General features: G+C 46.5%; 18 protein-coding genes and 1 pseudogene. 13 read left to right on the top strand and 6 right to left on the bottom strand.

Translation table 11 applies throughout. The features are described from left to right. Positions 1-6: 6 nt before the first annotated feature. Entirely contained in the window at positions 7-1,275 is a 1,269-nt protein-coding gene (locus MKX35_RS00480; protein WP_076300163.1) for a BaiN/RdsA family NAD(P)/FAD-dependent oxidoreductase, read from the bottom strand. A gap of 178 nt (positions 1,276-1,453) precedes the next feature. Here MKX35_RS00480 and MKX35_RS00475 point away from each other — a divergent pair, with 178 nt between their 5' ends. The 3 genes from MKX35_RS00475 (at position 1,454) to nadE (ending at position 4,704) form a co-directional block, all read left to right on the top strand. After that, positions 1,454-3,175: a two-component system sensor histidine kinase NtrB gene (locus MKX35_RS00475; protein ID WP_081382981.1), complete on the top strand. Its 1,722-nt coding sequence runs from the start codon at positions 1,454-1,456 to the stop codon at positions 3,173-3,175. A gap of 116 nt (positions 3,176-3,291) precedes the next feature. Further along, positions 3,292-3,726: a BrxA/BrxB family bacilliredoxin gene (locus MKX35_RS00470; RefSeq protein WP_042184644.1), complete on the top strand. Its 435-nt coding sequence runs from the start codon at positions 3,292-3,294 to the stop codon at positions 3,724-3,726. A 168-nt stretch (positions 3,727-3,894) separates the two neighbouring features. Continuing rightward, a complete protein-coding gene (nadE, locus tag MKX35_RS00465; protein ID WP_042184646.1) occupies positions 3,895-4,704 on the top strand; it encodes an ammonia-dependent NAD(+) synthetase in 810 nt (269 codons plus the stop codon). A gap of 86 nt (positions 4,705-4,790) precedes the next feature. Here nadE and MKX35_RS00460 read toward each other — a convergent pair whose 3' ends face one another. After that, a complete protein-coding gene (locus MKX35_RS00460; protein ID WP_042184648.1) occupies positions 4,791-5,612 on the bottom strand; it encodes an alpha/beta hydrolase in 822 nt (273 codons plus the stop codon). A 207-nt stretch (positions 5,613-5,819) separates the two neighbouring features. Here MKX35_RS00460 and acpS point away from each other — a divergent pair, with 207 nt between their 5' ends. Together acpS and mutY are read left to right on the top strand one after the other, a co-directional pair. Then, positions 5,820-6,218 carry a holo-ACP synthase gene (gene acpS, locus MKX35_RS00455; RefSeq protein WP_076300164.1) on the top strand — a complete coding sequence of 133 codons (399 nt, stop codon included), beginning with the start codon at positions 5,820-5,822 and terminating at the stop codon, positions 6,216-6,218. A gap of 37 nt (positions 6,219-6,255) precedes the next feature. After that, complete coding sequence (mutY, locus tag MKX35_RS00450) at positions 6,256-7,638, top strand: A/G-specific adenine glycosylase (RefSeq protein WP_081382982.1); 1,383 nt, start codon at positions 6,256-6,258, stop codon at positions 7,636-7,638. Positions 7,639-8,065: 427 nt separating this feature from the next. Here mutY and MKX35_RS00445 read toward each other — a convergent pair whose 3' ends face one another. Next, a complete protein-coding gene (locus MKX35_RS00445; protein WP_076300165.1) occupies positions 8,066-8,674 on the bottom strand; it encodes a superoxide dismutase in 609 nt (202 codons plus the stop codon). A gap of 479 nt (positions 8,675-9,153) precedes the next feature. On the opposite strand from MKX35_RS00445, the gene MKX35_RS00440 reads away from it, so the two are divergent. The 5 genes and pseudogenes from MKX35_RS00440 to folE all read left to right on the top strand — a co-directional run bounded on the left by MKX35_RS00440 (position 9,154) and on the right by folE (position 12,625). Continuing rightward, positions 9,154-9,573: a GNAT family N-acetyltransferase gene (locus tag MKX35_RS00440; RefSeq protein WP_076300166.1), complete on the top strand. Its 420-nt coding sequence runs from the start codon at positions 9,154-9,156 to the stop codon at positions 9,571-9,573. Between the two features lie 190 nt (positions 9,574-9,763). Further along, on the top strand, positions 9,764-10,372 hold the full coding sequence (gene lepB, locus MKX35_RS00435; protein WP_076285881.1) for a signal peptidase I: 609 nt from the start codon (positions 9,764-9,766) through the stop codon (positions 10,370-10,372). Positions 10,373-10,407: 35 nt separating this feature from the next. Then, positions 10,408-11,604 (top strand): annotated as a pseudogene (queG, locus tag MKX35_RS00430) (tRNA epoxyqueuosine(34) reductase QueG); the annotation flags it as partial. Positions 11,605-11,734: 130 nt separating this feature from the next. Next, positions 11,735-11,986 (top strand): YneF family protein, encoded by a 252-nt coding sequence (locus MKX35_RS00425; RefSeq protein ID WP_042123938.1) that lies wholly within the window; start codon positions 11,735-11,737, stop codon positions 11,984-11,986. 45 nt (positions 11,987-12,031) lie between these two features. After that, positions 12,032-12,625 carry a GTP cyclohydrolase I FolE gene (gene folE / locus MKX35_RS00420; RefSeq protein ID WP_076285879.1) on the top strand — a complete coding sequence of 198 codons (594 nt, stop codon included), beginning with the start codon at positions 12,032-12,034 and terminating at the stop codon, positions 12,623-12,625. Between the two features lie 121 nt (positions 12,626-12,746). Here folE and MKX35_RS00415 read toward each other — a convergent pair whose 3' ends face one another. Beyond that, positions 12,747-13,925 (bottom strand): Fe-Mn family superoxide dismutase, encoded by a 1,179-nt coding sequence (locus MKX35_RS00415; protein ID WP_076300168.1) that lies wholly within the window; start codon positions 13,923-13,925, stop codon positions 12,747-12,749. 188 nt (positions 13,926-14,113) lie between these two features. After that, positions 14,114-15,154, bottom strand: a complete 1,041-nt coding sequence (locus tag MKX35_RS00410; protein WP_076285877.1) for an alpha/beta hydrolase — start codon at positions 15,152-15,154, stop codon at positions 14,114-14,116. Positions 15,155-15,425: 271 nt separating this feature from the next. Between MKX35_RS00410 and MKX35_RS00405 the strand changes: the two genes are divergently transcribed. After that, the gene (locus MKX35_RS00405) at positions 15,426-16,169 is read left to right on the top strand and encodes an IclR family transcriptional regulator (protein ID WP_042184662.1); all 744 of its coding nucleotides are present in this window, start codon (positions 15,426-15,428) and stop codon (positions 16,167-16,169) included. A gap of 132 nt (positions 16,170-16,301) precedes the next feature. Here the strand turns inward: MKX35_RS00405 and acnA are convergent, their stop codons facing one another. After that, positions 16,302-19,043 (bottom strand): aconitate hydratase AcnA, encoded by a 2,742-nt coding sequence (gene acnA, locus MKX35_RS00400; RefSeq protein WP_076285875.1) that lies wholly within the window; start codon positions 19,041-19,043, stop codon positions 16,302-16,304. Positions 19,044-19,313: 270 nt separating this feature from the next. On the opposite strand from acnA, the gene MKX35_RS00395 reads away from it, so the two are divergent. Together MKX35_RS00395 and MKX35_RS00390 are read left to right on the top strand one after the other, a co-directional pair. Then, positions 19,314-20,345 (top strand): amidase domain-containing protein, encoded by a 1,032-nt coding sequence (locus MKX35_RS00395; RefSeq protein ID WP_081382983.1) that lies wholly within the window; start codon positions 19,314-19,316, stop codon positions 20,343-20,345. Between the two features lie 22 nt (positions 20,346-20,367). Next, the gene (locus MKX35_RS00390) at positions 20,368-21,459 is read left to right on the top strand and encodes a D-alanine--D-alanine ligase (RefSeq protein WP_076300170.1); all 1,092 of its coding nucleotides are present in this window, start codon (positions 20,368-20,370) and stop codon (positions 21,457-21,459) included. Positions 21,460-21,467: the final 8 nt, after the last annotated feature.

Here is a 21,467-nt window from a genome sequence, read left to right as displayed (position 1 = left end):
GACACATTAACTAAGGCGAAGGTCAGCGGCATGTTTGCCTGCTGTATATCCAGTAGAGAACGCTGCTGTTATATTGTAGCCACCAGTGTAGCCATGGATATCGAGTACCTCTCCACAGAAGAATAACCCTTGCATAAGCTTAGATTCCATTCTTTTGGGATCGATCTCTTTCAGATTTACGCCGCCACCCGTAACAAAGGCTTCGGACAGGGAGCGGGTACCATGAACATTAACGGGCATCCTTTTCAAGATACCTGCTAGCGCAAGCAATCCATTCTTGGATACATGATGACCCGTAATATCCCCATCCAGGTCAGCTTTAGCTAACAAGAGGGGAATGAGACGTTCTGGCAGCAGCCCCTTTAGTGAATTGCGGATCGCTTTCTTCGGCTCCTGGTCCAGCTTGTCCTGCAGCGATGATTCCACTTCTTGCAAGTTCAGATCAGGGAAGAGATCGATGGACATCTCAACCGTGTCATTCCCTGATTTACGCTGGACCTGTCTCAGAAATTGGCTGCAGCGCAGCGCAATTGGCCCGGATAATCCAAAATGGGTGAAGATCATATCTCCGCGATGAGAAATGACCTTCTTTCCTTTTGGATTCCATACAGTAAGTGTCACATCGCGTAGCGACAATCCTTGCAGCTCACCGGATTTAATCCACTCTTCCCGTGAAATAATCGGTACCTCTGTCGGAAATAGCTCAGTAATGGTGTGGCCTGCGGCTTCAGCCCATGGGTACCCATCTCCAGTAGAGCCGGTCTGAGGAACGGACTTTCCTCCGGTGGCGATGATTACGGCAGCACTGGAAATCGTTTTGCCCGAGCCCAGCTGAACGCCCTTAACGGCCCCTTCTTCATATATTACATGTGAAACAGGACTATCCGTCATAATCTGCACACCTAGACCCCGTACTTTGTTAATTAAGGCGGAGACGACGCTGGAGGCCTTATCGGAGACGGGAAACATCCGTCCGTTGTCTTCTTCCTTTAATGCAATGCCTAAGCCTTCAAAAAAGGCAATGATATCTTGATTATTAAAATGGTCGAAGGCGCTATACAAAAACCGCCCGTTTCCCGGGATATGGGAGATTAACTCATCTCTCTCCTTGACGTTCGTTACATTGCAGCGTCCGCCACCAGATATCCCGAGCTTTCGTCCTAGCTTAGCTCCCTTGTCGATCAGTAGTACGGATGCCCCGTGTTCTGCTGCGGCCACGCTTGCCATTAATCCCGAAGGGCCGCCACCTATGACGATCACATCGAAGTTGCTCATGAAATTTTACTCCTTTACATGTTAAGACACTGGTGTTACTTCGTGTTTTCCTAACGGAATCATACCATTCTGACTGTCATGTAACCAGTCTTGTCCGCTCACTTGGTTATAATCGTTGTCAGGAGAGTAATCCTGTGCTTTAATCTAGTCATGTAGGGGAATTTGTCCATTTTGGGGTGTGATTGTAATTATTGGCGCAATTAAGGATATATTATTGCAAATATCGGCAGCATGCTCCTTTCTATTTCTGATTCAGTGGTGGGTGGACCGAGGGCTTGTGGCTCGAAAAAAAGGTAGTTTCCCGGATAATCAAACTTTTTTGGTTTTGGCGTGTGCGTTAAGTCTTATGCTATGCTCTCTTCTTTCGACGACTTTATTCGGTATTGCTTATTTGAATTTAGGAATGATTCCTGCTTATATCGGTATTTTATATGGAACTGTACGTTCAGGCATTCTGCTGTCCATCTTTTTGCTTGTCTGTAATATATTCATTGCAGAGCCAGCAGGAATAAGTAATATGATATTAAATTCAGGAATATTATTATATCCGTTGCTGTTTGGGCTGGCTAAGCCTTTTAAGAAAGGCACAGTGGTAGAGAAGATAGGTATGTTATGGATGGTTCTTTGTCCGAATATGTTGTTCATTGCACTTGTGCCTATTATAGGTGGAAAAAATATATATGAGGCTCATTCTGGCGAGTCACTTTTGATTACTTTGTATCTATTTTTCAGCATCGCACTAGGCGGTATTTTTGTTTATTTTGTTGAAATGGTCTGGAGTAGTTGGCGGGCTAAAATACATATGGAAAGTATAAGTGATAATTTCCAGTGGGAGTCTGAGAAGCTGCAGCAGATTACAAATGTAGTACCTCTGAGTATTATGTCCCTGGATGATCACGGAGTTGTGACCGACCTCAATGATTGTATGTTGGGAATGGCACGAATGCATTATCCCAATTTGAAAAGGGAAGATATTATTGGCAAGCCGGTTAGGGAATTTTTTAATGGTTCAGCGGATGTTGATGCATATATGAGGGTACGGGATAACATTCAGCATAAACGGCGTTCCCATGAGCGAATGATTCATGGAACGCGGATCTATCAAATTTATTCAGCACCACTAATGCATAAGAACTCAGGATTAACGAGTGGAGTGGTACTCATTGCACAGGATATTACGGATGAAGTGAAACTCCGCTCAGAGCTGGATCATGTGGAACGATTGAGCTTAGTAGGGCAGATGGCTGCCGGAATTACCCATGAGATTCGTAATCCTATGGCGGTAGTTCGCGGATTTTTACAGCTAATGAGAGAAAAGAGCTCGGATGATTTGGATTCTTATTATCAGATCGTATTGGAGGAGCTGGATCGGGCGAATAGCATTATTAATGATTTCCTATCGCTGGCGCAAAGCCGGATATCCGATAAGGAGAAAGTGCTATTACACCGAGTTATAGAAGAAGTCAGTCCGCTGCTGTGGGCGGATGCTAATCTTCGTGGTCAAAGTGTTGAGCTAAAGCTGAACGCATCCATCCATGAATTGGAGTTAAACGTTCGGGAAATCAAGCAGCTTATCCTTAATTTAGGCCGCAACGGCATGGAGGCTATGGGATCCAAGGGGATTCTGACACTGGAAACACATAGTACTCAGGAACAAGTGGAGCTGATTGTAAGGGATAGAGGAATCGGTATGTCGGACAGTCAACGAGAGAAGCTGTTTTCCCCTTTCTTCACAACAAAAAGGGAGGGAACGGGTCTAGGGTTATCCTTGTGTCTCAGTATTGTGGAACGGCATAACGGTAAAATAACTGTAGATTCTGTAGAAGGAGAGGGTACAGTATTTACCATCTCATTCCCTTTAGTAAAGGATGAATATAGTGAAGCCATGCTTGCGGATTAAATCAGGTTACTGTAGCATCTCTTGCTTTCACAGAGTATGAATGTATAATAAAGTTAGTAAGTACTGCTGTAATGTTATCTGACAAAACAGTAATCAGTGAAGGAGAGTGCAGAGAAATGTCCATGTCTTTTAATCAATATATGAGAGATTCGATTCAGCCTATGCGTGATGACCTTACAAGCATTGGGTTTCAGGAGCTTATGACTCCAGAAGAGGTGGAAGCCACTCTTCCTACCGCAAAAGGTACGGCGCTTGTAGTCGTGAATTCGGTCTGTGGTTGTGCCGCTGGACAATGCCGTCCTGGTGTAGCTCAGGCATTGCAAAATGAGATCGCTCCGGATCACTTGTTCACAGTGTTTGCAGGTCAAGAGAAAGAAGCTACTGCTAAAGCGCGTGAATATTTTGCTCCTTATCCGCCATCTTCCCCTTCCATCGCATTGATGAAGGATGGAGAGCTCGTTCATTTTATTGAACGCCATAGTGTTGAGAATCGTTCGGCTGCTGAAATTGCTGCTGAGTTGAAAGAAGTTTTTGATCGTTTTTGCAAGTAAAAAAGTTATTCCATATAATCTCGCATTAGTCGGTAATTCGGCTGTTGCGGGATTTTTCAAAATATAAGAGCGATAATGGGATAGAATATACTTAGAAGCATAGAGCTTCACTTGGTATGGATATTTTGATGGATATGGAACCATTTCTGATGGAACGGGGTGTGGTTTGTGAGTTTGCAGGAAGAAATTATTGCAGATCTTGGTGTGAAGCCAACGATTGATGTAGAAGCAGAGGTACGCAAACGGGTTGATTTCTTAAAGTCGTACGTGCTGAAGGCAGGTGCCAAAGGATTATTGATCGCCATTAGCGGCGGGGTGGACAGCGCGGTAGCTGCGGGTCTATGTAAGCAGGCTACGGACGAGCTGTCGGCTCAAGAAGGCACAGAGTATATTACGCTTGGCGTATACCAGCCATATGGTGTTCAAGAGGATATCCAGCACAGTTATGATGTCGCTAAAGCTTTTAATCTGACCCATACCGTGGAGACAAACATTGAGGAAGCGGTAAATGAGATTGCGCTTGAAGTTGAGCATAGCCTGAAGTCCTTGGGCCAACATCGTCATATGACCCATCAAGGCAAGGGGAATGTTAAAGCGAGAACACGTATGGTTATGCAATATGCGCTCTCTTTTGAGAACAATCTGATTGTAGTAGGAACGGATCATGCTTCAGAAGCCATTACGGGTTTCTACACCAAGTGGGGGGATGGTGCTGTAGATATTACACCTCTATCCACACTTAACAAACGTCAGGTTCGTCAATTAGCTGCTCATATTGGTGTGCCTGCGGATATTGTTACTAAAGCACCTACGGCAGGCTTATGGCCGGGGCAGACGGATGAAACCGAGCTGGGCATTACTTATGACGATAATAGCGATTATTTGGAAGGCAAACAGGTTAACCCAGAGGTAGCGGAGAAACTCGAGAATTACTACCGGAGAACGGCGCATAAGCGCAATGTCATTCCTGGAATTTAGAATAGGTAGAAGTAGAAACCGCCACGGGTCTGCGTTGTAGCAGCTCTCGTGGCGGTTTTTTGTGAGATGGATAAGTTAGAAGAATCTTAGTTAGCCAGCGTTTGATCGATAAAATTAGTGGTCGAAGCAATCGCAAGCTCCAATTGTGGGGTAGTGCCGGCAAAAGGATGCACAGTACCGAAGGTATGATTACCCTCAGGAATATGAACCCAGTTAATATCGGGCCGGAGTTCAGTGAGCTGCTCAGATCCTTGCCGGAGGTGCGCTCCATCCAGACTGCCTTGAATAAGAACAACTGGGAAGGACGCTGTCTTCATGCGTTCAAGGATATTATAACGTTCTTGTTGGTTCTCCATATCTTCTAAAATAACAGCATCCAGCGGCATTTGTTGACCCGTGCGTGCATTAAGGACGTGGGTTCGTCCTGTTTGCTTCATCTCCTGCTTTTGTTCTTCCGTCAACAAATCGAGCTTCGTAACCCCGTTCCAGGAGATTACCCCGCTAACTTCACTCGGATGATCAAGCGTGTAGACCAGACAAATTCCCCCTCCAAGACTATGTCCTAGAAGGAATAAGGGTAAGCTGCCGAATTTCGGGTGCTGGCTAAGGTAGGACAACAGTATTTCCATGTCCTTCAGCTCGCGACGAAAGGTGTTGCGGGCGAATTTTTCAAGCTCGGTAAAATGCAGCAGATCCTCTCCGATTCCAGCATGAGAGAAGTTGAAGGTGATCACTTCATGATCTTGGCTGAGAGTAGTGGCTATGTAAGGAAACATCCCCCAATCTTTGAAGCCCTTGTAGCCGTGTGCAATAACGATAAGGCTCTTAGGTGCTTCTTGGGCAGGAAAGTGTGAGCAGCGGAGAACAGCGTCTTCACCAGCGGGTATTTCGAAATTACGATGCTGCATAGGGTAATCCCCTCTCTCTATATATAAATGAAGTAAATCAGCAAGTCCATCAACAAGGCGCCTAGATAGACTTCCAAAGCATTTTCTTTTAAGATAGCAGAAAGAATCTTATAGGACTATAATTTAAAATTGAAATGAATGACCTGTATAATGATCATACCATTATTGAAGTAGTATAGGATACACGTCCATAAGGAGCGTGAAATTTTGATTTACGGAATCGGACATGATGTGTTAGAAATTGAGCGAATCTCAGAGGTAATGCGCAGGGGACAGGGCAAGAAATTCAACCAGCGCATCCTAACGGAGCAAGAGTACCAGCTTGCTGAGCAACGAGGTGGAAGGTTGGCTGAGTTCGTAGCCGGGCGTTTTGCTGCCAAGGAAGCCGTTGTGAAGGCTTTAGGTTGTGGCATTGGTAATGTGGTTGGTTTTCAGGATATTGAGATATTACCTGACCGCAAAGGTAAGCCGGAAGTAACCTTATCATGCGAAGCCTGGAGCAGACTAGATCTACCTGAAGGACAGAAGTATACCATTCATCTTACGATAACGCATGGCCGTGATTTGGCTTCAGCTTTTGCGGTGGTGGAGGAGCTAGGTTCGTGAATTGAACCGTGATTATAGAAGGGCAAGGAGAGTTACAATGAAACAACAAGAACGACAGGATTTGCAGGAACGAGAAGAAGGACGAGAGTTAAAAAAAGGACAAGATCTGCAAGATCAAGATGAACGACCAAAACAGCTGGATTTTAAAGAAGGACAAGATAAACAAGATCAGGAGCTGCGAGAGGTCAAGCAATTTTTCAGTTATCATTTGCTGGAGTGGTATCAAGGGCAGAAGCGGGATTTGCCTTGGCGCAGGCATCGCAATCCTTATTATATTTGGATTTCTGAAATCATGCTGCAGCAGACAAGGGTAGATACGGTAATCCCTTATTTTAATCGTTTTATTGAGCGCTTTCCGACGGTAGAGTCACTCGCTGACGCCCCTGAAGAAGACGTGCTTAAGTGTTGGGAAGGCTTAGGGTATTATTCCCGCGCACGTAATATACAGCATGCAGCCAAGCAGGTAAAGGAGCTTTATGGTGGACAGGTGCCGAATGACCGTGAGGCGGTGTTCAGCTTAAAGGGAGTGGGTCCTTACACAGCAGGGGCTATTCTCAGCATCGCGTTTAATCGGCCAGAGCCAGCGGTAGATGGTAATGTAATGCGGGTGTTGTCCCGATACTTCCTCATCGAGGATGATATCGCTAAGGGACCCACCCGCGTGAAAATGGAGCGCCTGGCGGCTGAGCTGATCCCGGAGGGGGAAGCAGCCTCATTTAATCAGGCGCTTATGGAGCTCGGGGCGCTCGTATGCACCCCGAAATCACCGAGCTGCTTAACCTGCCCGGTGATGGAGCATTGCGCTGCGCGCCTGGCGGGCTGCGAGACTTCGCTGCCCGTCAAGACCAAGGCCAAGCCGCCGCGCCCAGAGGAGCGGCTGGCGGCCTTAATCGAGGGCCGCGGTGCCCACGCGGGCCAAGTGCTCATCCGGCAGCGGCCACAAAGCGGGCTGTTAGCCCGCATGTGGGAGCTGCCGCATTGGCAGGCGCCGCCAGCGGAAGGTGGCGCTAAGAGCGCGCGGCTGCCGGAGGCGGCGGCGCTGGACCGGCTGCGCCGGTCACTGCGGCAGGCCGGGATCTCCGCCCGGCCTGAGGAGCACTGGATGGCTGCTGAGCATATCTTCAGCCATATTGTGTGGACCCTGCAGGTGTATCGCTGCAGGGAGGAGGACGCCCTTCCGCTGCCAATAGCGGCAGAAGGACGGGCAGCCTACACCGCGGATGCAGGCCTGTTCCCAGAGATGGACAGCAGCGTGCCCATCGAGAAATTTGAGGATGGTAATGCTAGTCCAGAGGATGGCGGAGCTGTTCGCTGGATCAGCCGTGAGGACATGGCTAATTATGCGTTCCCTAATGTCTTTTTGAAGCTGCTGAATCTTTATTTCGCTGAGCAGGAAGAGCTGGCGAAGTCGGGGAAGTAGAGAATGTTTGATGTAGGAGTATGGGATGTAAGCAAAGTATGGAATGTACTATGCTTACATCTAATTGCTTCTGTTGTTTTATGACTTCAAGAGTGATCAAAATTGTTTTTAGGGAATTATTCCCTGGAATCATGCCCTTTCCGCCTATTTTTAATCATTTTAGGGAAAACCTCCCTAAAAATTCGGTGAATATCTTATTTATGCTCCAGAACCGCTGGTTTTTAGGGAGGTTTTCCCTTATTACTAGTGTTTATGGAGCATATCGCTGAATTTTAGGGAGTTATTCCCTAATTATAGTAAGACGAAGGCTATTTGGGGACTCTGCCCAGTAGAGCAACATAAAAAAAGGTATCCCGCAGCCTATTAGGCGAGGGGATACCTTTTTAAATTGGCTATTAAGCTATAAGCTCAAGCCGAATTTAATTCCTTATTTCGCGCTTTCGTAACGTTTGCCAACTTCTTCCCAGTTTACTACGTTCCAGAACGCTTTGATGTAATCAGGGCGTTTGTTTTGGTAGTTCAGGTAGTAAGCGTGCTCCCATACATCAAGTCCGAGGATTGGAGTAGCGCCTTCGCTGATTGGGTTGTCTTGGTTAGGTGTGCTTGTTACTGCCAGTTTGCCATCTTTAACAACTAGCCAAGCCCAGCCACTGCCGAAACGAGTAGTTGCTGCTGCTGCGAAATCTTCTTTGAATTTTTCGAATCCGCCCAGTTCGCTGTCAATAGCTGCTGCAAGTGCGCCAGTTGGTGCGCCACCGCCGTTTGGTCCGATAACTTCCCAGAACAAGGTGTGGTTAGCGTGTCCGCCACCATTGTTACGAACAGCAGTGCGGATAGATTCAGGTACAGCGTTCAGATCTGTAAGAAGTTCTTCGATGCTTTTGCTTTGCAATTCAGGTGCCTTTTCCAAAGCTGCGTTCAGATTAGTCACATATGTGTTATGGTGTCTATCATGGTGAATTTCCATCGTCAAAGCGTCGATGTGTGGTTCGAGTGCGTTGTTTGCATAAGGAAGTGCTGGTAATTGAAATGCCATGGAAAAATCCCTCCTGAGTATATTAGAATTTGTATAGATAAAGAACTTCGGCGGTTTATCGTCAAAATTCTTTATTGTTGATATGTACTATAGGGTATCTCCCAATAGGATACTTTAATTAAACAGTATCTGGATCAATAATGCAACACTAAACAAACATAAATGTTTATAAAGTATGATGGGAGTGTAAACAGAATCATCAATTGTATTTAAAATGTTAAAATAAAGAGCCGTCACCCCATAGACATAACTCTTTATAATTACCCTTATAATGAAACAATGAATCTTAGCCAAAATGTAAACGCTTGATATTAAGCGCTTTCAAAAGAAAAATGATGATATCACGAGAAAAGTGTGCTTTAATAGATTTAAAAGCAGGTATTCCTCGGTATTTGATGCTTTTTTTTATTTTCTCAATGTTAAGGGAACCCCTTCTTTTTGTTAAATTCATAAGCCATAGACAAGGGAGATTTTAAAGAATGCACGTTCGTTCCTTTCAATTAAGCGACGTTAGCCCTGTGACTGATTTGCTGCAAACAGCATTATCGGAAGAATGTTTCGAGAACACTATCGAGCCTTTCTCCAGGCAGCTTTCATGGGATTCAGATCTCATTGTAGTTGCGGAAGATGAAGAAGAAATTGTTGGAGCACTGATTGGTACGATTGAGAAAAACCACGGTTGTTATTTCCGGATTGCTGTACATCCTAATTATCGCCGCAGAGGAGTCGGTAGAAGTCTGGTATCGGCTATGGAATCCAGGTTTCAAGCTCGTAAGGTTAGTGGTATCTACGTAGCCGTCGATGAGCATAATTCTTTTGCATTGCCATTGTATGAAGCTATGGGATATAGCGAGAATCAAATTTTCAAATCTGTCCGGAAGCTGAGCATTGTTGGGTAATTTTGATCACTCAGCTGCGTAAGCGGAAACATTTACTAAATATAGAACTATAGTTGATGATATAGTCTGTTTCACTCATACTCAAGCGTATTTTCCAGAAGTCCATTACTAATGGCTGGGAGATATGCTTTTTTATTGTTATAATATCTGCAAGTATAGACATCAATAATTGAGAATAAGAGGTGACATATTGAGTCAGGAGTCCCAAGTAGAGTTCATGCGTAATCGGAAGCAAAGACATAGATCCTCCAGATCAAAGAAAGGCTTTGGTGGTCGTTTGGCCGCGGAATTGAAGGATTGGTTGCTTACAGCGGTAGTTGTCTTTGCGGTAATGTCGGTTCTTAATATTTTTGTGTTCAATATATCAACGGTTAAAGGTCAGTCTATGCAGCCAACGCTTGTGGAAGGTGAGAGGCTCTTTATTAATAAGCTTTCATTGATGTTTGTAAACCCAAAACACGGGGATGTCGTCATTCTTCATGATCCTAGCACGGGGCCTAGCCGGAAGGACTTTTTAGTGAAACGAGTCATTGGTATACCTGGAGATATCATAGAAGTGAAGGATCACCAGTTATATGTGAATGGAAAAATAGTGAATGAGCCCTATATCGATACTGAGATTGAAGACCCGGATTTCGCGGCGTTAACTGTGGAGAGCGGAAACTATTTTGTCATGGGAGATAACCGTCATGCTTCAGCAAGCAAAGATAGCCGTTATTTCGGCTCCATCCCACAGGACATGATTGTAGGCAGGGCGGATTATATCTGGTGGCCGCTGTCTAAACTGAAAGGGTTATAAGAATTATATCGATAACATGAAAGGAGAAGGCGGAAATGAACAATACATTTCAGTCACCGTATGCTCCCCCGCCTTCCAAGTGGGCACAGCTTAAAGCGGAGATTCAGGAGGCTGCGACGTCACTCGGTATTGATGATATCGGGTTTACTACAGCAGAGCCTTTTTTATATCTGAAAAATATTTTGCAAGACCACCGAGACAAAGGATATGAATCTGGTTTCGAGGAACCGGATCTGGATAAAAGAACGATTCCCGCACTGAGCTCTGGGGACAAGCCCTTATCTATTATTTCAATTGCTGTGGCCTATCCTTCCAAAATGGAGAATCCTCCGAAATCTGAGCCAGGTGCACGAAGAGGTATTCTCGCCCGAGCATCATGGGGCAGGGATTATCATCATGTGCTGAGGGAGGCCTTAAGTAAGCTAGAGGACTTTATTCATGAACGTGTACCGGAGGCTGTGCTGGAAAGTATGGTCGATACCGGTGTACTGGTAGATAGAGCGGTTGCGGAAAGAGCAGGAATAGGCTTCAGCGGCAAAAACTGTTCTATCATCTCACCCAAATGGGGATCTTGGATTTATCTAGGGGAGATGGTTACGAACATTCCTTTTGCTCCGGATGAGCCTGTTGAGGAAGGCTGCGGGGAGTGTACCAAGTGTATTGATGCCTGCCCAACCGGCGCGCTGGTGGGTCCGGGTCAACTTAACGCGCAGGCTTGTATTTCTTTTCTGACGCAGACCAAAGGATTTCTGAGTGATGAATACATGACCAAGATTGGCAACCGTCTATACGGTTGTGACACCTGCCAGATTGTATGTCCCAAGAATCGAGGGAAGAACTGGAATCATCGCCCTCAGATGCTGCCTGATCCTGAGATCGTGAAGCCATTGTTAATGCCAATCCTGGATCTTAGCAACCGTGAATTCAAAGAGAGATTCGGAAATAGCTCTGCTGCCTGGAGAGGCAAAAAGCCGATGCAACGAAATGCGATCATCGCTCTCGGTAATTTCAAGGAAGTAGAAGCGGTGCCAAAGCTAACAGAAATTGTTCTGAAAGAGCCGCGGCCTGAGATGCGAGGCACTGCTGCTTGGGCGCTGGGACGCATCGGTGGTGAGGAGGCTCTAGCTGCTGTTGAATCGGCTTTAGAGCGCGAAGAGCATGACACGGTAAAAGAAATGCTGAGCCGGGCACAGGATGTGCTCCTTACTGCGAAGCAGGCACGAGAGGACAGCGATGTTTAATGAAGGAAAAAGATCATAGACAGGTTGCATATTCCCAATTGCTGTCCAGTTCTCGAAATGCTATGATAGATTCGCGTGCCATATGGCGATGCAGACAATAGAGTGTAGAGGTGGGCTTTAGATGAATATCGCATTACCTATTATTACATTGGTCGTAGGTCTCATCGGTGGATTTTTTATCGGTGTGTATTATCTGCGCAGACAAATGACAACTATGCAGAATGATCCTGAAATGCTGCAAAAGGTTGCGAAACAAATGGGTTATAACCTGAATGGGAAACAAATGCAACGTGCCCAACAGATGATGAAGAATCAGAACCAGACAGGCGCCCGACCAGGAGCAGCTAAAGGGAATAAACGTAGAAGTAAGTAACCGGGTCCGGATAGAAATTATACGGGTGCGGAAGGGGGAGACATCATGGGGAACATCAATGAATACGTGAACGGTAAAGTATCAGAGAACCGTGAGCAAATCGAGTATCACGTTGAGAAAATATTAGAATTAATCGGTGAAGATACCGGCCGCGAGGGACTGCTTGAAACACCAGCACGTGTTACGCGGATGTACGAGGAGATATTCGGCGGTTATTCGATAGATCCCCGCGAGGCGCTCGGTGTTACTTTTGATGAGTCTCATGAAGAGCTAGTGATCGTGAAGGATATCGTCTATTACAGCCAATGTGAGCATCACATGGCTCCATTCTTCGGTAAAGTGCATATTGGATACATTCCGAGCGGACGGATTGCTGGACTCAGCAAATTAGCTCGCCTAGTTGAAGCAGTGAGTCGACGTTTGCAGGTTCAAGAGCGCATTACGACGCAAATTGCGGATATTATGACGGAGGTACTAAGCCCTCATGGCGTTATGGTCGTTGTGGAAGGTGAACATCTTTGTATGTGCGCACGTGGAGTGAAGAAGCCAGGAAGTAAGACGGTAACCATGTCTACTAGAGGGGTCTTCCGGGAGGATGCCGCCGCTCGTGCGGAGTTTCTGAACTTGATTAAAGAATAGTATATAGAGGTGTCTATGCCTCGAAATTAGAAGGACCCATCATTCACTTTTTGTGAACGATGGGTCCTTTTGGGTCAATATAAGCGAATAGAAGTGATGTCTTCTACGAAGTGGTAAGAGATCAGTAAGGCTTCCATGCAAGTTTACTGGCAGCGGCATAACGCTCTGATACATATGGCCAGTTGACGACCTTCCACCAATCGTTAATATAATCCGCACGATTATTCTGATGTTTCAGATAATAGGCATGTTCCCATACATCCAAGGCCAAGAGCGGAACAACGTCCCATTGCGATAAATTTTGATGTTTTTCCGCAGTGAGAATTTCTAGTCTATGGCTACGTGGGCTCCAGACGAGAATGGCCCATCCGCCACCTTCTACTTTATTCGCAGCTTCGGTGAACTGTTTCTTGAAGCTGTCATAGCTTCCGAAGCTTTGTTCTATAGCTTCTAGTAAAGCACCTGTTGGGCGGCCCCCGCCTTGCGGAGACATCACGTTCCAAAAGATCGTATGAAGATAGTGGCCTGCACCATTAAAGGCTAATTCTCTCTCCCAATGTTTAACGAGATCGAAGTCACCGTTCTTACGGGAATCTGCTAATTTAACTTCAGCCTTGTTTAATCCATCTACATAACTTTGATGGTGCTTATCGTGATGAATTCTCATCGTCTTTTCGTCAATATAAGGTTCTAGTGCATTATAGGCGTAAGGCAAGGGAGGTAGCGTATGGCCGCCAATGGGTACCGCGTCGTTTTTATCGCGGATATCAGGAGCAGTGTCAGTAAAAGTAGAGAATCCATCATTCCGCATAGTATCGTCTGTATCGATGTTTACGACATAATCCTCTGTATAATCGCGCATGACTTGTGATAGCTTTCCGGGCGAGCTGAGTGTCTGCAGTACGGCTAGGAAGTATTCTGATTCGCGAATAATATGCAGAATCACAGTAGTTGCAAGGGGGACGGCTTTGACCGCTGCGCTACTCTCCATGATGGCAAAGAGCTGCCGGACGAACTCTTGGGATTGATTGCAGGAGATATGTAGCAGTTTCTCCGTTTCCGCAGTGAGTTCTGCCTGTGGCGGAGGAGAAGCGGAAAGGGCAGTATTCAATAGCTGCTGTGCCGCCTGCTCAGTTGCACCAAAAACAACGGCCCATTCATCGAGGAGTTTCACATAAGGATCCTCTAATTTAGGTACGATCGCTTTGATGACTTCGGTATGCTCTTTCTCTTGTGTTTTCCAAAATACGATTTCTTCCAGGATACGTACTGGCAGCATCGGCCCGTATACATATAGCATGCCAAGAAAACCTCCCGTGATATGTCTTTATCAGTCCATTATATGAACGGTCTTGGAAGGTTATGAAGAACATAAACTTAGAGTGCCTCTTTGGCTTCTTTCTTTCCAGGGGATGAAAACAGCCTCTTCCTAGGATACATTTCTTTCTGTCCCTGGAAGAGGCTGTTCGTATGGTTATTAGCGCTTAGTTAATTACTTGCCATCGCCGGCTGATCGCCATTATTATTTTTGGCCAGATGGACATTCCCTAAAAAAGCGGAGACCCGCCGCAAATACTCACGGGGATGCTCGCGGAACAACAGCTCATGATGACTACCCTCGATGATCCAGGAATCAGAGAACGGATTGTTCTGATTTGCTGCTAGTTCTTCGGCAATAGGATAAGGTGCTTTATCGTCTTTGGTTCCATGCATGAATAGGATAGGGAAAGGATAGTCTTTGGATTTAACCTTTGCATAAGGAATCTGATCTAGTCCCGTACCGTTCAGTACCGGGAACAGCATTTCCATGATCGCCAGGGAAGGCTGGCGCGGCAGATCGATATTCTGCTTGATATTATGATACAGCGTGTCTGGTTCTAACAAAAAGGTGCTGTCCAGAATCATCGCGTCGATGTCCTCAGATACTAATCCTGCTTGCAGTGCTGTGCCAGCACCCATGGAGAAGCCCCAAACAACGAGCTCTTTAGCCCCGCGTTCCTTTGCGAAATCAATGGCGCCTAGAAGCTGCTGGGATTCTTTTTTGCCGCCGGTTGCAATATCCTTATTACCTTGGGCAGCAAATCCGTAATCAAACATTACGACATTGAAATTCAGACTGTGTGCATAGTGAGCGAGATCGTACATAGGTACCCAAGACTCTTCGCGGTTGGCACCATAGCCATGACTGAACACGATAGTCTTAGTGGCATCCTTGGCTGGAATATACCAGCCGTTCATCATGCGACTGCCATCCTTAGCTGGGAAGGTTACATCCTCGTAGGCGAGGCCTTTGGCCATCATAGGATTGGAGTACAGTGGCGCGACGGTTGGATTGGATAGTACCCAAGCGATGTAGCCATGGAGCGAGACAAAACAAAATGCTAAAAAGAAAAATATAGATAATAGCAATGCAACGATAATATGCTTAACACGGATCATCCGCAGCGATAGTCGTGATGAACTGCCCTGTTTAGGTAGTTTAGGACGACGGGAGACTGACGTGCCGGCTCGGCTGGTTGTCAGATCCATAAGGTCCCCTCCTAAGTATGATGTGAGTACTAGTGCCTAGGATAATTTGTCGAAAATGATACTAAAGCATTAGTATATTTAATATGTTTATCGTAAGTTGAAGCACTTACAAAGTCAATGAATTGGACCGTTTTGTAATGTAACTGTAAAGTGCGGACCAGTCTTTTTCGGCTCAGTGAATATACTGGACTTTCCGTAGAGTTTTGCACTAAGATAGAGTTAGTTATAATGTAACCGCGTTTCATTTGATGAAACACGAAGGGGGATTACTGTGGAGGACCGAAAGCTAACGGTACGCGCGGTAGAACGTGCGCTTGATATATTACTTTGTTTTACGCAGGACAGAGATTTAGGGTTAACGGAGATCGCATCAAAGATTGACTTACATAAGAGCACAGTCCACAGATTGCTGGCAACACTAGAGGAAAAGGGCTTTCTTATTCGCAATCCGGCGACAGAAAAATATAGGTTGGGTATACGAATCTGGGAGTTGTCGACGCATCTGCCTGCTTTTGACGAGTCGGCAGCGGTATTGCTGCCATCTATGGAACGGCTGAGAGATCGACTCGGAGAGACGGTCAGCCTTTACTTACGGGATGGTATTGAACGCGTACGTATTCAGGCGGTACAGAGCCAGCAAGCGATTCGTAGAGTTGCACAGATCGGTGCGAGGCTGCCATTATCCGTAGGGGCGTCGAGTAAGGTGTTAGCAGCGTATGCACCACCTGAGGTGTTGAGAGAGCTGCTGGAGAGTTCGGAGTGGCCGGATTACGTTGAGAAGAGTGTATACAAAGATCAGCTTAATGAGATCATCCGGCTGGGGTATGCCACGAGTTTCGAAGAACGTGAGTCTGGTGCGGCCGCTGTGGCGGTACCAGTCACAGGCCGTAGTGGAAATGTGATTGCGGCGTTATCGCTGTCAGGGCCGGTCAGCCGCCTGTCTAGGGATACGTTAGTAGAGTATGCCGCCATCTTGAAGGAAGCAGCAAGTGAAATGGGCATGATGATTCCATAGCCCAACATGAGAAAAACGGCCAGTCTCCGGATGATCGGAGGCTGGCCGTTTAATATCCAAATATAATAAGACAAGGGAGTGTCTCTAGCCTTAATGGCCAGAGGGCACTCCCTTGTGCGTCTTGCGATAAACCTATTCTACAGATACAGCCGAAGAATCTGTGGCATCCGCCAGCATTTGACGAAGTACAGTTTGTAGAATACCACCATTGCGATAGTAATCAATATCAACCGTACTGTCGAGGCGTGCTGTGACAGGGAAATCGAACTGAGTACCGTCTTCACGGGTGGCGGTAACAGTTAGATCTTGGCTTGGCGTCACCTCGTTATCGAGACCGGTAATGTTGAAGGTCTCGCGTCCGGTCAGTCCCAAGCTGCTCCAGCCGTGGCCTTCCTGGAATTGCAGTGGAAGCACACCCATACCAACCAGATTGCTGCGGTGAATCCGCTCAAAGCTCTCAGCGATAACAGCTTTAACACCCAACAGAAGCGTGCCCTTGGCAGCCCAGTCACGTGAGCTTCCTGTGCCGTATTCTTTACCGGCGATAACGATGAGATTCTGTCCAGCGTCCTGATACAGCATGGAAGCGTCATAGATGGACATGACTTCATCGCTTGGCAGGAAGGTTGTAACTCCGCCTTCTGTACCTGGAGCTACTGCGTTACGAATCCGAATATTAGCGAATGTACCACGCATCATGACTTCATGATTTCCGCGGCGTGAGCCGTAGGAGTTGAAGTCTGCACGTTCTACACCATGATCGCGTAAATATTCGCCGGCAGGACCAGAGGTAGAGATATTACCTGCAGGTGAGATATGGTCGGTCGTTACGGAATCAGCAAGCAACGCCAGAACGCGTGCATCCTTGATATCCTTGATGTCTCCCAGACCGTCTGCCAGATGCTCAAAGAATGGCGGATTCTGAATATACGTGGAATTATCATCCCACTCATACAGTTCGCCTTGTGGAACAGGGATAGAATTCCAACGTTCATTAGCAGTGAATACATTCTCGTATTTACGACGGAACATCTCCGGACTAAGGGAGAGGCCGATTGCTTCACGAATTTCAGCAGTAGTTGGCCAAATATCCTTCAGGAATACTGGTTCACCTTGTGGATCAAATCCGAGCGGTTCAGTCTGTAAATCGATATTTACAGTGCCAGCCAGTGCGTAAGCAACTACGAGCGGCGGTGAAGCCAAGTAGTTGGCTTTGACCTGAGCATGTACGCGGCCTTCAAAGTTACGGTTACCGGAGATTACAGCAGCTACGGTCATATCGTTATCAGTGATGGCTTGGCTAACCTCTTCAGGCAATGGACCGGAGTTACCGATACAAGTAGCACAGCCATATCCCGCCAAGTAGAAGCCCAGTGCTTCAAGTGGCTTCAGCAGGTCTGCTTTTTCCAAATATTCAGTAACTACCAAAGATCCAGGAGTCAAGCTGCTCTTAACGTAAGCTGGTTTGGTCAGACCACGTTCCACAGCTTTTTTCGCCAAAAGACCTGCACCAAGCATAACGCTAGGGTTAGAAGTATTCGTACAGCTTGTAATCGCTGCGATCACGACCGCGCCTGTGCTTAGCTTGCTTTTGGTGCCATTTTTATGTTCTATTTCTACAACTTGGGCGATTTTCTCATCGCTGAGACCGTAACCGCCTTTGTCTACAGGTGTACGGATAATACCTTCGAAATTTTCTTTCATATGCGTAAGTTCGATCCGGTCTTGCGGACGTTTTGGTCCAGCCAAGCTTGGAACGACAGAAGCTAGGTCAAGTTCAATTACATCGCTGAACTCAGGATCTGGCGTATTCGAAGTGCGGAACATGCCTTGTGCTTTGTAATAAGACTCAACGAGCTCTACCAGATCATCTGGACGACCTGTGCTGCGAAGATAAGCAAGTGTCTCTTCATCTACAGGGAAGAAACCGATCGTTGCTCCGTATTCTGGCGCCATGTTAGCAACCGTTGCCCGGTCAGCAAGACTGATGTTAGCAAGACCAGGACCGTAGAATTCGACGAATTTGCCGACTACGCCCTTTTTACGCAACATTTCAGTCACTGTCAGTGCCAAGTCTGTTGCTGTAGCCCCTTCGATAAGACTGCCTGTAAGCTTGAAGCCCACTACATCTGGTGTAACAAAATAGAGCGGTTGTCCGAGCATACCTGCTTCAGCTTCAATACCGCCTACACCCCAGCCCACAACACCAAGTCCATTGATCATCGTAGTGTGGGAGTCCGTTCCAACAAGGGAATCTGGATAAACGACAGTTTCACCATCGATAGTTTTAGTGGTGGCTACGGAAGCCAAATACTCCAAATTCACCTGATGCACGATACCGGTAGCTGGAGGAACTGCACGGAAATTATTGAAAGCGGTCTGTGCCCAGCGAAGGAAACGGTAGCGTTCCTCGTTGCGCTCAAACTCCACGTTCATATTGTATTCCAAAGCGTCTGCCGTACCGAAAGCATCAACCATAACAGAGTGGTCAATTACAAGGTCAACGGGAACGAGCGGGTTGATCTGTTTAGGATCTCCGCCGGCTTTCTTTACGGTGTCACGCATAGCTGCCAGATCTACGACTACCGGAACACCGGTAAAGTCCTGAAGTACGATACGAGCAGGGATAAACGGAATTTCTTTATTGCGATCAATGTCGCCTGACCAATCAGCCAATTGTTTCACATGTTCTTCTGTAATCGCCCGTCCGTCAAATTGCCGAACAGCCGCCTCAAGTAATACTTTGATCGAGAAAGGAAGGGAAGAGATAGAGCCCAATCCTTGTTCCTCAAGGGAGTTAAGATCATAATAGCGATAAGATTTGCCACCTGATTCCAGGGTGCGGGCCAACGAGAAATGATCCTTGCTTGGCATATGTGCGCCTCCTTGTTTCATCTATTGAAACTCAATTTCACATTGCATGTTATTTAATTATAACGGTTACAAAGAGGGGAGTAAAGTTTTTTTTCCTATATATAAAGCCTGAATATCGCATTTCTGAAACCATTTAGAGTTACCTCTAAAACGTAAGCTATAAGCAAAGCATATGCCCTACCATGTAAATTGAAGCGATCTGTATAGCGACCTGTTTCCTTTCATATACATAGAGCAGTAGTTAAAAGGGAATGAAGGGGTGCGAGTATAATGGAACAGCAGTGGAAGCAGAGTCTATATGTATATGTAGATCAAGTGAATAAGGCCAGGGTGGAACCTAAGTCCTCATCGCAAACAGTTTCCGTATCCGTTAAAGATCCACGTTTTCTGGTGGAGCAAGGGGAACGTGCACGCCGCATCGCTGAATGGTATACCGCTCGTGGGATCACTCCGCTGCGTGGGGAAACAGGTGTAAAGACTTTACGGACCGTCCGGCAGACTCCGACTGAGGTGGTAGCAGAGGTTACGCTGCATAGTGCACTCTATTATGAAAAAGGAGGCGTTAACCACCGCGAGGATAGGGTTGAGCTGGAGCGGTTGACTTTTGTGCGGGACGGAGGGGGTTGGGAAATCGCTGCTATAGAACGAACCATTCCCGAAAGGAATACAGTTCATAGGGCTGAGGTGGAGTTATCAGGCAGGTTGTCCAAATGGGGGGAAGCTTTGCCTGCTCCGCTGCCATCACAGCCCCTTCTAAACCGGAATATTCTTGGTGAGATCTCGGGCTCAAGAGAGGTTCGCTACAACCGTGAAGAAGCGGTGGCTTATGCCGATCGTTGGTGGAAAGACGGGAATCCGGAGTTCGAAACATTTGAGGTAGATTGTACGAATTATGTCTCCCAATGCCTCTTTGCAGGGGGCGCGCCTATCAACTATACTGGTAAAAGAGAAACGGGTTGGTGGTACAAAGGCTACCAAGGAAAACAAGAATGGTGGAGTTATAGCTGGGCTGTATCAGACAGTCTGCAGCGCTATTTGAGCGTTAGCCGGAGCAGTGGCTTGCGTGCGGAAGTCATGGAGCGGCCGGAGCAATTGATGCTGGGCGATATCATTCAATATGACTGGGATGGTAACGGGCAATATCAGCACAGCACGATCGTCACAGCCTTTGATGCTGGTGGCATGCCGCTTGTGAATGCACGTACAGTTAGCAGTCGTCATCGCTTCTGGGACTATCGTGATTCCTACGCATGGACGGATCAAACGAAATACCGTTTTTTTCATATTAACGACTATTTATAAGACAGAAAGAGGTTGTAAAGGTATGGGGAACGCAAAACTAACCGTAGGGCTGGTGTACGGGGGCAAATCCGGAGAACATGAGGTATCTTTACAGACGGCTTTTGCCGTGATGAACTCATTTGATTACGATAAATATGAGATTATCCCGTTTTATATTTCAAAACAGGGCTTGTGGAAAGTCGGAGAGACGTTATCGGCACCTTATAGTGAGGTAGAGCAGCTCAAGCTTTCAGATGCAACGGAAGATATGGGCACAGCCCTGAATGTAGTATTTAGTGGACTATCCGGTGCGGATAAAGCGGTGGACGTTATGTTCCCACTGCTGCACGGCACGTATGGCGAGGACGGAACAATTCAAGGGTTGTTCGAAATGGCGAATATTCCTTACATTGGGGCTGGTGTTCTTGCCTCTTCGGCAGGGATGGATAAGGTTGTTATGAAGAAGCTATTCGCTGATGCAGGTCTGGATCAATGTGAATATTGTTATTTTAACATCAGCGCTTGGAAAAGAAAAAGCCATGAGTTGATTGTGGGTGTAGAGGATAATCTGGGATATCCAGTATTCGTAAAGCCTGCTAATCTGGGCTCAAGTGTAGGTATTTCTAAGGCTTCTGATAAGGAAAGTCTTGTAAAAGCTATAGATTTCGCCTTCCGTTATGACACCAAAGTCATTATTGAGGAATTCGTGGATGCTCGTGAGGTAGAGGTCGGTGTGCTCGGAAATGATGAGCCAGAGGCCTCTGTTCCGGGTGAAATCGTTTCTTCTGGAGAATATTATGACTACGCAGCTAAATATACGGACGGTAAATCGCAAATGATGATTCCTGCGCCAGTAGATTCTGAAGTTGCTGATCGTTTGCGAGAGTCCGCGATAACCGCTTTTAGAGCGATTGAGGGTAGCGGGATTACCCGGGCGGACTTCTTCCTGCGGAGATCGGATGGTAAAATTCTAATTAACGAAGTGAATACGATGCCTGGCTTCACTCCTTACAGCATGTATCCGCTATTGTGGCGTGAGACAGGTGTATCCTATAGAGCTCTGTTAGACCGTATGATTGAGTTAGCTTTAGAGCGCTATAATTTCAAACAAGGTCTTAAGTATGATAACGAGTAATTGAAGCT

The sequence above is a fragment of the Paenibacillus sp. FSL R5-0923 genome, assembly GCF_038009145.1.
In the GTDB taxonomy this organism is placed as follows: Bacteria; Bacillota; Bacilli; order Paenibacillales; family Paenibacillaceae; genus Paenibacillus_AQ.
This window is presented reverse-complemented; position numbering and strand designations above follow the sequence as displayed.